13 protein-coding genes and 1 pseudogene are annotated in these 12655 nt (G+C 72.2%); 7 read left to right on the forward strand and 7 right to left on the reverse strand.

Annotated features, from left to right (window positions below; genetic code table 11):
- Nucleotides 1–42: 42 nt before the first annotated feature.
- Nucleotides 43–318, forward strand: a complete 276-nt coding sequence (locus tag ACQEVZ_RS46975) for a hypothetical protein (RefSeq protein WP_433380638.1) — start codon at nucleotides 43–45, stop codon at nucleotides 316–318.
- Here ACQEVZ_RS46975 and ACQEVZ_RS46980 read toward each other — a convergent pair.
- A complete protein-coding gene (locus ACQEVZ_RS46980) occupies nucleotides 306–932 on the reverse strand; it encodes a putative immunity protein (protein ID WP_433380641.1) in 627 nt (208 codons plus the stop codon). The genes ACQEVZ_RS46975 and ACQEVZ_RS46980 overlap by 13 nt on opposite strands.
- 367 nt (nucleotides 933–1299) lie before the next feature.
- Between ACQEVZ_RS46980 and ACQEVZ_RS46985 the strand changes: the two are divergent.
- A pseudogene (locus ACQEVZ_RS46985) lies at nucleotides 1300–1617 on the forward strand (N-acetyltransferase family protein); the annotation flags it as partial.
- Nucleotides 1618–1664: 47 nt separating this feature from the next.
- Here ACQEVZ_RS46985 and ACQEVZ_RS46990 read toward each other — a convergent pair.
- From ACQEVZ_RS46990 to ACQEVZ_RS47005, 4 genes are all read right to left on the reverse strand, one after another.
- On the reverse strand, nucleotides 1665–2924 hold the full coding sequence (locus tag ACQEVZ_RS46990; RefSeq protein WP_433380644.1) for an MFS transporter: 1260 nt from the start codon (nucleotides 2922–2924) through the stop codon (nucleotides 1665–1667).
- Between the two features lie 162 nt (nucleotides 2925–3086).
- Nucleotides 3087–3941: a DUF4253 domain-containing protein gene (locus ACQEVZ_RS46995; RefSeq protein ID WP_433380647.1), complete on the reverse strand. Its 855-nt coding sequence runs from the start codon at nucleotides 3939–3941 to the stop codon at nucleotides 3087–3089.
- 17 nt (nucleotides 3942–3958) lie between these two features.
- The gene (locus ACQEVZ_RS47000; RefSeq protein WP_433380650.1) at nucleotides 3959–4603 is read right to left on the reverse strand and encodes a hypothetical protein; all 645 of its coding nucleotides are present in this window, start codon (nucleotides 4601–4603) and stop codon (nucleotides 3959–3961) included.
- A gap of 98 nt (nucleotides 4604–4701) precedes the next feature.
- A complete protein-coding gene (locus tag ACQEVZ_RS47005; RefSeq protein WP_433380653.1) occupies nucleotides 4702–6810 on the reverse strand; it encodes an MMPL family transporter in 2109 nt (702 codons plus the stop codon).
- Nucleotides 6811–6944: 134 nt separating this feature from the next.
- On the opposite strand from ACQEVZ_RS47005, the gene ACQEVZ_RS47010 reads away from it, so the two are divergent.
- Genes ACQEVZ_RS47010 through ACQEVZ_RS47020 form a run of 3 tightly spaced genes read left to right on the forward strand, consistent with a single transcriptional unit; the run spans nucleotide 6945 to nucleotide 9447 of the window.
- On the forward strand, nucleotides 6945–8228 hold the full coding sequence (locus ACQEVZ_RS47010; protein ID WP_433380656.1) for a sensor histidine kinase: 1284 nt from the start codon (nucleotides 6945–6947) through the stop codon (nucleotides 8226–8228).
- Nucleotides 8180–8830, forward strand: a complete 651-nt coding sequence (locus ACQEVZ_RS47015; RefSeq protein WP_360571103.1) for a response regulator transcription factor — start codon at nucleotides 8180–8182, stop codon at nucleotides 8828–8830. Before ACQEVZ_RS47010 ends, ACQEVZ_RS47015 begins: the two co-directional genes overlap by 49 nt.
- A 47-nt stretch (nucleotides 8831–8877) precedes the next feature.
- Complete coding sequence (locus tag ACQEVZ_RS47020; protein WP_433380659.1) at nucleotides 8878–9447, forward strand: hypothetical protein; 570 nt, start codon at nucleotides 8878–8880, stop codon at nucleotides 9445–9447.
- Between the two features lie 8 nt (nucleotides 9448–9455).
- On the opposite strand, the gene ACQEVZ_RS47025 is transcribed toward ACQEVZ_RS47020, so the two are convergent.
- A complete protein-coding gene (locus tag ACQEVZ_RS47025; protein ID WP_433380662.1) occupies nucleotides 9456–10223 on the reverse strand; it encodes a helix-turn-helix domain-containing protein in 768 nt (255 codons plus the stop codon).
- An 85-nt stretch (nucleotides 10224–10308) separates the two neighbouring features.
- Here ACQEVZ_RS47025 and ACQEVZ_RS47030 point away from each other — a divergent pair, with 85 nt between their 5' ends.
- On the forward strand, nucleotides 10309–10731 hold the full coding sequence (locus ACQEVZ_RS47030) for a hypothetical protein (RefSeq protein ID WP_433380665.1): 423 nt from the start codon (nucleotides 10309–10311) through the stop codon (nucleotides 10729–10731).
- Between the two features lie 33 nt (nucleotides 10732–10764).
- On the opposite strand, the gene ACQEVZ_RS47035 is transcribed toward ACQEVZ_RS47030, so the two are convergent.
- Complete coding sequence (locus ACQEVZ_RS47035; protein WP_433380668.1) at nucleotides 10765–11466, reverse strand: Clp protease N-terminal domain-containing protein; 702 nt, start codon at nucleotides 11464–11466, stop codon at nucleotides 10765–10767.
- Nucleotides 11467–11541: 75 nt separating this feature from the next.
- On the opposite strand from ACQEVZ_RS47035, the gene ACQEVZ_RS47040 reads away from it, so the two are divergent.
- A complete protein-coding gene (locus ACQEVZ_RS47040; protein ID WP_433380671.1) occupies nucleotides 11542–12654 on the forward strand; it encodes a hypothetical protein in 1113 nt (370 codons plus the stop codon).
- The last annotated feature ends 1 nt before the right edge of the window (nucleotide 12655 follow it).

Consider the following 12655-nt stretch of genomic DNA (forward strand, 5'->3'; position numbering starts at 1 on the left):
TCGAGTCTCACCCGGGAGCGCCGCCGTGCGAGACTGAACGGCGTGGCCGCCCCGTGGATACTCCTTGCCTTCACGGCGATAGTGACGCTGGTCGGAGCCGCGCTGGCGACCAACTACCGTGACGTCGCCACGAAACATGTCCGGGCCGCGCAGGGGTGGAGTCCTCGCCTTCGTCGCAAACCAGCCGACCCGGCACCGTTCATCCTCCTCGACCGGATCCTCGGCTCCCTCTTCGCCGTTGTCGGCGCCGCAACGTTTCTCCTGACGGCGATCGACCTGATCGTCGGCCCCGGCCGCTTCATCGATTACGGCCCCTGACCGTCACCGCTACCGTTCTGCCGGTGCTGTTTCGGAGATCGTCGGTGTCCGGCCGACGGTCGCCCGGTTCGCAGGGCGTGATCCAGTGTGCTCATCAGCTGGGCGACACGGTTGCTGCCGGTCGGGGCCGGCGGGTAGCGGCGGAGCACGTCGATGAGCGGCGGTGTCGCGCGCTGCCGTGACCGTTCCAGCAGCGCGTCCCCGACCGCGGGGTCACCGCCCGCCATCAGCTCCCCGATGCGGGCGGCGCTCGCGGAGGCTCGCAGGATGTGGCCGACCTGGCTGGCCTGGGCGATGGGGTGCAGGTATGCGGCCGAGGCGGCGTCACCGGCGGATCGCGCGGCCAGTCGCGTGGCCTCGGAGGGTGCGGACCGGGCGGCTCGATGCGCGTCGAGCGAGGTGACGCGCTGCGACTTCGTCCTGTTGGCGCCGTTGATGAACACCCACGCCGCGTCGATCGCCGCGCGGGGGCGAGGATCGTCGGGAACAGACTGCTCGAAGATTGGCAGGACGTCCTCGGCGTGCCCAACCACGTACCGAGCCACGACGCGCAGCTCATCCATCGTCAGCTCGAAGTCTCCGGACACGGTGTGCGGGCTCTGTGCCATGCTCATGAATCGTATCCTTGAACAGTCGGTCGAGGCTCTGCGACCAGTTCTCCGCTTGCCTGCTCCGGAAACCCTCAACGGGCCTGGGAAGTGGCGGTCCTTCGTCCGTGAGGAGCTGGGTTCTGGCGCGTCTTCCGTTCACTGATCAGGCAAGATCAGCTTGTGCTGGTTGAGGTGAGCGACGCGGTCCGCACGCCGGATGGCGTGTCGGTGGTGTGCCGGGTTCCGTTCGGTCAGGCGAGGATGCGGTGGTGCGGAGATCCGTCGGTCTCGGCGGGGTCCTTTCACGTCGAGTGGACGATCAACGTGAATCCTGGGCTCCGAATTCACCGGCAGACCAGGTCGCCGGTCGTGGGCGTGACATCCTCTCTGGGTGATCATCAGCGCCTTGACAGAGCAGGACCTCGGCTCCTGCGCCTCGCTGTACGTCGCCACGTTCAACGCGCCGCCGTGGAACGAGTCCTGGCGTGTGGAGGACGCCACGCGGCGCCTCGGGGACTTTCTCGCGACTCCCCGTGCGCACGGCGTCGGTCTGCGAGCCGCGGACGGCGAGCTGCTGGGGTTCGCGATCGGACACCTGGAGCGCTCCGGAGCCGAGGACCACTTCCTGTTGCAGGAGTTGTGTGTACGGCCGGCACGCCAACGGCAGGGACACGGCAGCGCGCTGCTCGGAGCCCTGGCGCACCGCATGCCCGAGGTTCGTCACTGGTACCTGTTTGCGGTACTGGACCGGGACCCTCAGTTCTGGGTCGGGAAGTCGCGCAGGGTGCGGGTCTCGGTGGTGAGCAGGGGCAGCGGGGCGATGACGTACAGGGCGGCGAGCGCCCACATGGCGGGGCGGATGCCGAGCGTCGAGGCCAGCAGGCCGGCGGTCGCCGCGCCGAGGGGGACGGTGCCGAAGACGAAGATGCGGGAGGCCGCGGTGACCCGGCCGAGCAGGTGCGCGGGGACGAAGCTGCCGCGGAACGTCATGGTCATCACGTTCGACATCGTGGCTCCGGCGAGGGCGATGAAGGAGCCCGCCGTGAACAGTGCCAGGCGCCAGCCGTGGCCGCCGAGGGGCAGCAGCAGGACGAAGGGGGCGGCTGCGAGGTTCGCCAGCAGGTAGGTGCGGGCGCTGCCGAAGCGGCGGGACGCGCGGGAGGCGAGGACGGCGCCGAGGATGGCGCCGAGGCTGCCGACGCCGATCACGAGGCCCGCGGTCCCCGGTGGGGTGCCTTCGGCGCGGACCAGGAAGACGACGCGCAGCGCGGTGATGCCCAGCATCGCGAAGTTGGTCACCGCCGCGACCACCAGCATGGCCTGCAGGAGGCGTCCCCGCATGATGAAGCCGATGCCGTCGGCGATCTGGCGCAGCATGCCCGGGCGGTCGCCCGCGGCGGGGCGCGGCTCCGGGTCGGGGCGCAGGCCGAGCAGGCAGGCCGCCGACACCAGGAAGGTGCCGGCGTCGATGAGGATGCCGCTGACCGGGCCGGCTGCCTGGGCCAGCAGGCCGCCGAGGCCAGGTCCGGCGACGAGGGCGACCGACGCGCTGGTCTGCAGCTTGGCGTTGCCCTCCATGAGGTCGTCCGCGCCGACGAGATGGGGCAGGAAGGCGTTGAACGCCACGTTGGCGAAGACCCCGGCGGTCCCGGCGAGCAGCGCGGCCGCCAGCAGGACGGGCATGGTCAGTACATCGGTCCAGGCCGCGATCGGGACGGCTGCGAGCACCGCCGCGGAGGCGACGTCGGCGATCAGCAGGGTGCGCCGGCGCGGCCATCGGTCGACCCAGACGCCGACCGGCAGACCGATCAGCAGCCATGGCAGCCAGGTGGCGGCCGTGAGCAGGGCGACCAGGGCCGGACCGGCCTGCAGGGTCGTGACGGCCACCAGCGGGAGCGCCACCGTCGTCATCGCGGAGCCGACCGCGCTGGTCGACTGCCCGGTCCACAGCAGGGCGAAGTTCCGCGTCCGCAGCAGCCCACCCGCGGGCCGTACCGACGCCGGAAACGACTTCATGGACGGAGCGGCCGATGCGTCAGACCGTCGATCATCTGGGCAGCGTCACACGACGGGCCTGGAACGTCGACTGGTTTTGCAGCCAACCATGTGCGGCGGTAGCTGGTACATCTTCTGGATGCAACCCGACGGCGAATCGTGACTCCCCCGCCGGCGAACGCGTCAGGGTCGGTTGTGCACGAACCACGCGTCGCCGGCGGTCAGGGCGACGGCGACCTCCCACCGGCTCAGGTCGAGGTTGCCGGCGAGCCCCTTGAGCTGACCGGCCGCGGTCCATGCCTCGTCACCCGCGGCCGGGCGGCGACCCACCTGGAACTGCAGCATGGTGCCCCACGACGCGACCAGCCGGGCGTCCCACCGGTCCTGCCACTGCGCGAGGACCTCGGCCAGCTTGTACTGGTACTCCCGGGTCTCCGCCCCGTAGAAGTCGACCCAGTACGCCGAGCTGCGGACGTCGCCGGTGGGCAGCAGCATGAGCAGGACGCTGTCGGGCGTGTACCAGTAGCCGGTCTGCGTCACGAACCGCACGCTGTCCAGCACCCGGGCGTGCAGGTCGGCGTCGGCGAGCACCCCGTCGTACAGCGCCCGCTCCAGCGCCGGCCGCGGCACCGGCAGCGCCACGTCCGACACCAGGCCCGTCAGGTCGGCGCCGGCGATGCATCGCGCGTAGTCCTCGAGCTCGCCCTCAACGACCTCGTCGTCCTCGCCGTAGTGGCGGTACGCCAGCCAGGGCTCGGACGCCCGGGCCGCCTCGGCGAACGCGCGCAGCTCCGGCTCCGACGGGCCCGGCACGCTTTCGGGCAGCATGCGCATCGAATCGTCGAAGTCGTCAGTGACCAGGACCGGCCGGCGTCCGGTGACCGGCACCAGCGCCTCGGCCGCCTGCCACGCCTCGTGCAGCCGGTCCGGGTCGATGTCGGCGACGATGACGGTGCCCGACGGGCCGTGCCCGACCGGTAGCCCGGCCAGCGCCGTACCGACGCACGCCGCTTCGATCTGGTCGAGGTCATTCAGCACCGTGACAGTCTCCCCGATCAAGCCGCTGGTCGAACGATCGGATATCGCGGCCGGACGCCTGGATGAAGCTGCCTCAGTTCCGCCAGGAAGTCGTCGAAGCGGTGTTCGTCGGCTTGCTCGTTCTCGACGCGTGCCGTGAGGAACTCCACCAGCCGAGTGTCGCGTTTGGCGGCCGCCGCGAACGCCGCCGCCTCCAGCGGTCCGGTGCCTTGTGGCAGCACCGGCCGGAACCGCCCCCACCATCCAGGGTGTTCGTGTCCGGCGCGGATGTCCTGGGCCCAGAGGACGAACTCGTCGACGTCCTTCGCCGCCAGCAGGAACTCCGACAGTGGACCCGACACATCGGTGAGTAGGTCCGGCGGAAGCGGCTGGTCACCTGCCGGAAGTGGATACCAGTCTCTGCCGGCGGTCGTTTCGGCGGTACCGCTCAAGCTGTCATGGCGATGGGCAGTGACCGGATCAGGCAGCCCTGTCAACGCCACCGCGACCAGCAGCTGAATCCGCGGGTGTGAACCGGTTGTTTGGGTGTGGACGCTGAGCGTGCGGCGCAGGCCGCCGTCCAACCGTTCACACCGCTGGCCGGCTCGGACAAAGCCCGATGGCGCCAGGACGGTCTTGTGCAGCTGGCTCGCGATCCGGGCCGCCGTCCACGAAGCAGGCACCGCTCCATTGTCGCTCCTGCCGGCCGCGTTCGTGACCCGATCTGGGTAACCGCCCGGACGGCCTGCGGGGCCGCCCGGGCGGGAGGGGCGAGGAGCGGTCAGTGCACCGGCACGGCCGGCTGGTCGGCGTGGGCCGGAGGGTGGGAGCCGGTGCGGGACAGGCGGCCGGGCCACCAGGCGGAGCGTCCGATGTGGAGGGTCAGGGCGGGCACGAGCAGGCTGCGCACCAGCAGCGTGTCGATGAGGACGCCGGCGGTGACGATGACGCCGATCTGGGCCGAGGGCACCATCGGCAGGATGGTCAGGGCCGCGAACGTGGCGGCGAGGACCACGCCGGCGCTGGTGATGACGCCGCCGGTGACCGTCAGGGCGTGCAGGACGCCCGCGCGGTGGCCGAGCTGGGCGGTCTCCTCGCGGGCCCGGGTCATCAGGAAGATGGTGTAGTCGACGCCGAGGGCCACGATGAACAGGAACGTCTGCAGGGGCACCGCGCTCCACAGCCGCGGGTGGCCCATCGCGTCGAGGATGAAGCCCGCCGCGCCGAGCGCCGCCGCGTAGGACAGCACGACGCTCGCCAGCAGCACCAGCGGTGCCACGACGGCGCGGAGCAGGAACATCAGGACCAGCAGGATGACGGCGAGGACGAGCGGGATGACGACGAGGTTGTCGCGGCTGGTGACGGCGTCGCCGTCGGCCTCGTACGCGGTGTCGCCGCCGACGATCGCCTCCGACGACGGCACGCCCCGCACGGCGGCCCGCAGCCGTTCCAAGGACGCCAACGCAACGTCGCTGGTCGGTTCGGCGGTGAACGTCGCCTCGATGCGCACCCAGCGCCCGTCGGCGGAGCGCGTCGGTGCGCCGACGGTCGCGACGCCGTCGACGGCGCGGGCCGCCTCCAGCACGGGCGCTTCGGAAGCGGCCGTGGCGAGGACGACGGCGGGTGCGAGGGTGCCGCCGGGGTAGTGCCGTTCGATGAGCCGCTGCCCGGTGATCGAGCCGACCTCCTTGGTGAAGATCTCCGCGCCGGGCAGGCCGATGCTCAGGTTCGTGACGCCGAACGTCAGCGCGGCCAGCACCGCCGCGGTCGCGAGCCAGACCGTGCGGGGGCGGGCGCCGACGACCCGGGCGATCCGCGCCCAGACGCCATGGTCGGCGGCGACGTCCTGGTTCGCGATCCCCGGCGTGTACCGCGGGACGAACGGCCAGAACACCCACCGGCCGAACAGCACCAGCACCGCCGGCAGCAGGGTCGTCATCGCGCACAGGGTCGCGACAACCGCGACAGCACCCACCGGTCCGAGGCCGTGCGTGGCGGGCTGGTCGGCGGCGAGCAGGCACAGCAGGCCGATCGCCACCGTCGCCGCCGACGCGCAGATCGCCGGGAAGGAGCGGCGCAACGCGATCGCCATCGCCTCGTGCCGGTTCTCGTGCCGGCGGAGTTCCTCGCGATACCGGGCGATGATGAGCAGCGCGTAGTCGACGCCGACGCCGATGGCGAGGATCGTCATGATGTTCTGGCTCTGCAGGTCGACGGCGAGCCCGGCGTGCTTGGCGAGCAGGTAGACGACGCCGCCCGCGACCTGGCTGGCGACCGCCGCGGTCAGCAGCGGGATCAGCCACAGCACCGGGCTGCGGTACGTGAGCAGGAGCAGCAACGCGACCGCACCGACGGTGGCGAGCAGCAGGGTGATGTCGAGCCCTTCGAACGCGTCGGCGAAGTCGTCCTCCGCGCCGGCGGATCCGGTCAACGCGACCTGCAACCCGTCCGGGCGCTGCGCGGCGAGGCGTTCCTTCACCGGGCCGACCGCGGCCGTCTGCTCCTCGTCGGTGCCGGCGAGCGCGAACGACAGCAGCAGCGCCTTGCCGTCCGCGGCGGGCACCGGCTCCGGCACCGTCCCACCGGCGGCGTGCGCGGCGAACGCGGCCCGGTCCCCGGCGACCTTCGCCCGGTCGGCGTCGGTGAGCCCGGACTCACGGACGTACACGGCGACGGCGACCAGCGTGTCCGGCTCGGGGAACGCGGCCTCGGCGAGGGCGGCGGCGCGGCTGGCCTCCGCGGACGCGGGCAGCGAGCCGAGCGAGTCGTTGTCCTGCACGTCGGTGAGCTTCAGCGCGAGCGGGCCCAGCACCGACGCGATGACGACCCAGAGGGCCAGCATGAGCAGTTTCGTACGGCGGCCGGACGGCAGCCTGGACAGCGTGGACATCGCGGGTTCCTCCCTGGAGTGGCGATGCCTTCGATCCAACGCACCGCGCGCCGCGCGGGCAGGAGTGGCACGTCCCGAACCGTGGTGGTGATAGCACCACCGCCACCGCCGGGCGCGTGGGCGAGAATGGGACCGTGCCTGCATCCGAACGCGTCAAACGCGGACTGCTGGCGGGATTGCGCAGCATCCTGCTGGCGATCGGCACGCTGTCCACGAACATCGCCCTGCTCGTGCTCTTCGTCGTGTCGGTCGTGCTCACGGTCGCCGGCGTCGGCATCTTCCTCGTGCCGCTCGTCGCGGTCGGCGTCCGCGCCGTCACCGACCTGCACCGCCGGCTGCTGACGGAGTGGACCGGTGTCGTGATTCCGCGTCCGTACCGGCAGCGCCCCGCCGACGCCGGCCTGTGGCGCCTGTACCGCTGGGTGATGACGGACCCCGCGACCTGGCGGGACCTGCTGTGGCTGGTGTTGTCCGTGCAGGTGGTGGGGCTGCTGCTGATCACCCCGCCGGCCCTGATCGCCAGCGGCGTCGAGGGCGTGCTCGGCGTGCCGGTGCTGCTGTACTTCGTGATGGACTGGTACGGCTACGGCGTCTTCTGGCCCATGGACAACCTCGCGAAGGCGCTGGCGAGCTGGCCGCAGGGGGTCGGTATCCTGGCCGCCGGGCTGACGCTCACCCCGTACACGCTGCGCTGGTACGCGCAGTTCACCCAGTGGTTCCTGGCGCCGACGCGGGCCGCCGCGCTCGCCCAGCGGGTCGACCGGCTCACCCAGACCCGCACCGACACCGTCGACGCGCAGGCCACCGAGCTGCGGCGGATCGAGCGGGACCTGCACGACGGCGCGCAGGCGCGGCTCGTCGCGGTCAGCATGAAGCTCGGCCTCGCCGAGGAGCTGATGGCCCGTGACCCGGAGGCGGCGATGCGGCTCATGGCGCAGGCCCGCGAGCACAGTGGCCTCGCCCTGGCGGAGCTGCGCGACCTGGTCCGCGGCATCCACCCGCCGGTCCTCGCCGAGCGCGGCCTCGACGGCGCCGTCCGCGCGCTCGCGATCAGCGCGCCGCTGCCCGTCGACGCCGACGTCGACCTGCCGGGCCGCCCACCGCCGCCGGTGGAGTCGGCGGCTTACTTCGCGGTCGCCGAGGCCCTGACGAACATCGCGAAGCACAGCGGCGCGTCCGGCGCGCGGATCCGCCTGTCGTACCGGCGCGACCGCATCATCATCGAGGTCAGCGACGACGGCCGGGGTGGCGCCGACCCTGCCGCCGGCAGCGGGCTGAGGGGGATCGAGCGACGCCTCGCCGCGTTTGATGGCACCATGTCCGTGGCCAGTCCGCCCGGCGGACCCACCACCGTGACGATGGAGCTGCCGTGCGCGTTGTCATCGCCGAGGACCTCGCCCTCCTCCGGGACGGCTTGATCCACATCCTGCAGGCGTTCGACTTCGAGGTCGTCGCGGCCGTCGACAACGGCCCGTCGCTGCTGCCCGCGCTGCTGGAGCACCGGCCCGACGTGGCGGTCGTCGACGTGCGGCTGCCGCCCACCTTCACCGACGAAGGGCTGCAGGCCTCGATCGCGGCCCGCGCCGAGGTCCCCGGGATGCCGATCCTCGTGCTCTCCCAGCACGTCGAGCAGCTGTACGCGCGGGAGCTGCTCGCCTCGGGCGCCGGCGGCGTCGGCTACCTGCTGAAGGACCGGGTCTCCAACGTGGGCCAGTTCATCGACGGGGTCCGCCGCGTCGCGGAGGGCGGCACCGTCATGGACCCGGAGGTGATCGCGCTGCTGCTGGCCCGCCGCCCCGCCGACCGGATCGCCGACACGCTCACCGCCCGCGAACGCGAGGTCCTCGCCCTGATGGCGGAGGGCCGCTCCAACGCGGCGATCGCCGGCCGGCTGTTCGTGACGGAGAAGGCCGTCAGCAAGCACATCAACAACATCTTCAGCAAGCTCGGCCTCCCCCCGTCCGGCGACGACAACCGCCGCGTCATGGCCGTGCTCACCTACCTCGACCAACTCGCCTGACGCAACTAATCTATATATCTGGGGTGATGCTCTGCGGGGGAGGCGGCATGTGGTTCTATCGCGGTCCACGGTCGTTGCGCGGTGTGCTCTGGTTCTTCGGTGTCTGGATCACGTTCGCGACCGTCCTGATCGGGCTGGGCCTGTGGCTGACGTGGGAGGACACTCACGGCGGAGAGGCCATCGCGACCGTCCAGCGGGTCGACCGGTACCCGACCCTCCCGAGTGAGTTCGCCGCGATCGACGACGCCGCATGGTCGACCACCGATCAACTGCAGTGGCAGTACACGTCGGTCTTCGTGCTGCCCGACGGCACCCGTTGTGAGACGACCGCCCGGCTGTTTCCGGACGACCGGCGGGTCGAGGTCGGCGATGCCACCGAGGTGCACTACTCGCGCTGGCAGCCGTGCTCAAACGTGCAGCGGGCCGACCGGCCGCGCCCCGACATGTCCACCGTGCTCGGCGGGGGCGCCAGCATGCTGGGCATCAGCCTGGTCGTCTTCGTCATGACGATCGCATTCGTCCGCGCCCTCCCCGCCAGAGCGGCGGCCGGGGTGACCGGTCCCGAGGATCACGGGCCGGCCCAGTCCGCGCGGCGGCTGCCGGGCTGGCGCCCCTGACGGCTGCCCTATCTCGCGTCCACCAGGTCGTTGAGTGCGGCGGCGGTCGCGTCGTCGGCCGGCAGGAACGCTTCCAGCCGCAGCTCCGCCACGGTCACGTCGGTCGCGGTGCCGAAGTGGGTGAGGGTGGTGACGAGCCGCAGCTCGTGACCGGCTGCTCGCAGCCGTAGCGGCACCGCGAACCCGAGGTGGTCCTGCGGCACCTGCCGTGGCGGCGCGTAACCGGCGAGCTCTCCGGCGAGGCGGGCGAGCCGGTCGCTCGGGTTGCGTTCGCTCTCCGCCCGGACCCGGTCGATGACGTGCCACGCCCACTGGGCCAGGTTCACGATCCGCGGCGCGAGCCCTTCCGGGTGCAGGAGGATCCGCGGTACTGACACCGGCGCCGCCCGCAGCGACGGGGTGACGCCGCGGGTGATCGCGTCGAATCCGGCGTTGGCGGCGACGAGGTCGCCGTGCCGGTCCACGACGACCGCCGGGTACGGCAGGTGCCCGTGCAGCACCCGTTCGAGCGCCGCCCGGACCGTCCTGAGCTCGGGCCCGTCGAGGTCGCCGTGCGGGTACGCGGGCGCGAACCCCGCGGCGAGCAGCAGCTCGTTGCGCTCCCGGATCGGCACCTCCAGGGACTCCGCCAGCCGGATGATCATCGAGCGTCCGGGTGCCGACCGCCCGCTCTCGATGAAGCTGACGTGCCGCTGGGTGGTCCCGGCCCGTGCCGCCAGCTCCAGCTGGCTGACCCGCCGCCGGGTCCGCCACGTCCGCAACGCTTCGGCGATCATGCCTTCTGTCTACCGGTTCGCCGGCCGCCTGACGATTCCCTGCGGGGAATTGCCGGTAGGCGGTGGACGCAGCACAGTTCGGCGCATGTCCGATCACGATCTGCAGCAGCTCATCGACCGTTACGTCGCCGTGTGGGGCGAGCCCGACCCGGCCCGCCGCCGCGCCGCCGTGCGTGACCTGTGGACCGGCGACGCCGTGCACGTCCTGCAGGCGCCGCTGGAGATGCGCCAGGCGGCCGCCGGTCTCGGCTTCGGCCGGCTCGCGCTGGAAGCCCGCGGCCATGACGCGCTCGAGTCGCGGGTGTCTCGCGCGTACGAGGAGTTCGTCGCGCCCGGTGGCTACGTCTTCCGCGCCCGGGGCGACGCCGACCGCCTCCACGACGTGGTCAAGTTCCACTGGGAGATGGTGCCCGCCGGCGGGGGCGCCCCCGCCGGCGTCGGCCTGGAGATCCTCGTCCTCTCCCCCGACGGCCGGATCGCCGCCGACTACCAGTTCATCGAGGCCTGACCCGTCCCGTGCGGCCGCGATGGACCGACGGTCCTACGCGGCCGCGATGGACGCTTCCGCCGCGGCCTTGTCGACGCCGAGGCCGGCGAGGACGCCCGTGCCGTCCTCGAGCTCGAGCAGCGCGAGCAGGATGTGCTCGGTGCCCACGTGGTTGTGGTTCATCCGCAGGGCCTCCCGGAAGGTCAGCTCCAGGCCCTTCTTGGCGTGCGCGTCGAACGGGATGAGCGCCGGCACGGCGTCGGCGGCCGGCGGCAGGGTCGCGACGGCGGTCTCCCGGACGGCGTCCAGCGACACGCCCTGGGCGACGATCGTCTGGGCGCCGAGCGCGGTCGGGTCGGCGACCAGGCCGAGCAGCAGGTGCCCCACGCTGATGTGGTCGTTGCCTCTGGCACGGGCCTCCTCCTGCGACGCGACGACGACCTTCCGGGCCCGGTCCGTGAAGCGGCTGAAGCCCTGGCTGGCGTCGAGGTCGGGCGCCTCGCCCTTGGCGACGAACCGCTTCTGGGCCGCCTGCTTGGTGACGCCCATGCTGCGGCCGATGTCCGTCCAGGAGGCGCCGGAGCGGCGGGCCTGGTCCACGAAGTGCCCGATCAGGTGGTCCGCCACGTCGCCGAGGTGGTCGGCGGCCAGCACCGCGCTGCTGAGCTGGTCGAGGGCCTCGGGGTGCGTCTTCTTGATGGCCTCGATCAGGTCGTCGAGCCGGATCTGGCTGGTGGCGGGTTCAGGTGTCGTCATGCGTCAACCATAGGTTGACGATTCGGTTTGCGTCAACTCGGCGTTGACGATCCTGGTGGCCATTAGACTGCCGGTGTGACCGAAGCTGGCAGGCAGACGGGGAGCTACACGGACAGCTGGCACCGGCAACCGCTGCCCCCGCCGCTGGACGGCGCTCCGTGGCCGACGTCGGCGCAGTGGTCGGCGATCGCCGCCGTGTGGCTGCTGGCCGCGTGGACCGGCGAGGCGACGCCGGGCTGGCGCGGCGAGTGCGTCACCGGCACCGCGCCCAGCCGGGACGCCGAGCAGTGGCCGCAGCCGCCGGCGCTGGAGTCGATCGCGGCCATCGGCGGCTTCCCCACCGGGCTCGTCGCGGCCGAGGTCCTGATCAGCCTGGTCCAGCCGGCCCCCGGCCGCCCGTTCGACTCCGCCCGGCCCGAGGCCGACGTGGCCGCCGACGTCGCCGCGCTGCTGGCCGCCTGGATCCCCGCGACCGACCACCGGGCCGCCGTGCTGCTGGAGTACCTCGCCGGGCGGCTGACCGGGCCGTACACCGACCTGCTGCGCGTCTCGACCGGCGACGACGACCTGCACCTGCTGCACCGCGACCCGTCGCACGGCCGGACGCTGCGCCTGACCGTGTCCCCCGCGGCCACGACCGAGCCGCCGCCGGTGCTCGCCGCCGACGGCGCCGACGGTCCGCTGCGCACCCGGCTCGCGTGCCTGCTGACGCTGCTGAGCGCCGAACTGTGGGTGAACAACAACAACCCCGTGACGTTCCGGGTGTGGATCGGCCCGCGCGACACCGCCGACCCCGTCGCCGACGCCACCTCCTGGTGGACCCGCACCCGCGAGGAGCCACCCGACGAGCCGCCGCACCTGCACCCGGTCACCGTCGAGGAGCTCGACCTCGGCGTGTACACGATCGTGCGCAGCTCATTGCGCGACCTGTTCGACGACGACTGGGACGGCGTCGAGGAGTGGCCGCACGTCCCGCAGAACCACCTCACCCGGCACCTGTACCGCGACCTGCTCGACCTTCTCCTGACCCGCACCGCCGGCCAAGGCACCCCGCCGGACGTCCTGTACACCGGCTACCTGCCGATCACCGGCCGCCCCGACGACACCGAGGACGACGACTTCCTGGGCACCGTCATCTTCGTCGGCCCCACCGACGTCGCCGTCCTCGACCTCGACCTCAACTGCTGAC

It is taken from the genome of Dactylosporangium sp. CA-152071 (genome assembly GCF_050936335.1).
GTDB classification, from domain to species: Bacteria; Actinomycetota; Actinomycetes; order Mycobacteriales; family Micromonosporaceae; genus Dactylosporangium; species Dactylosporangium maewongense.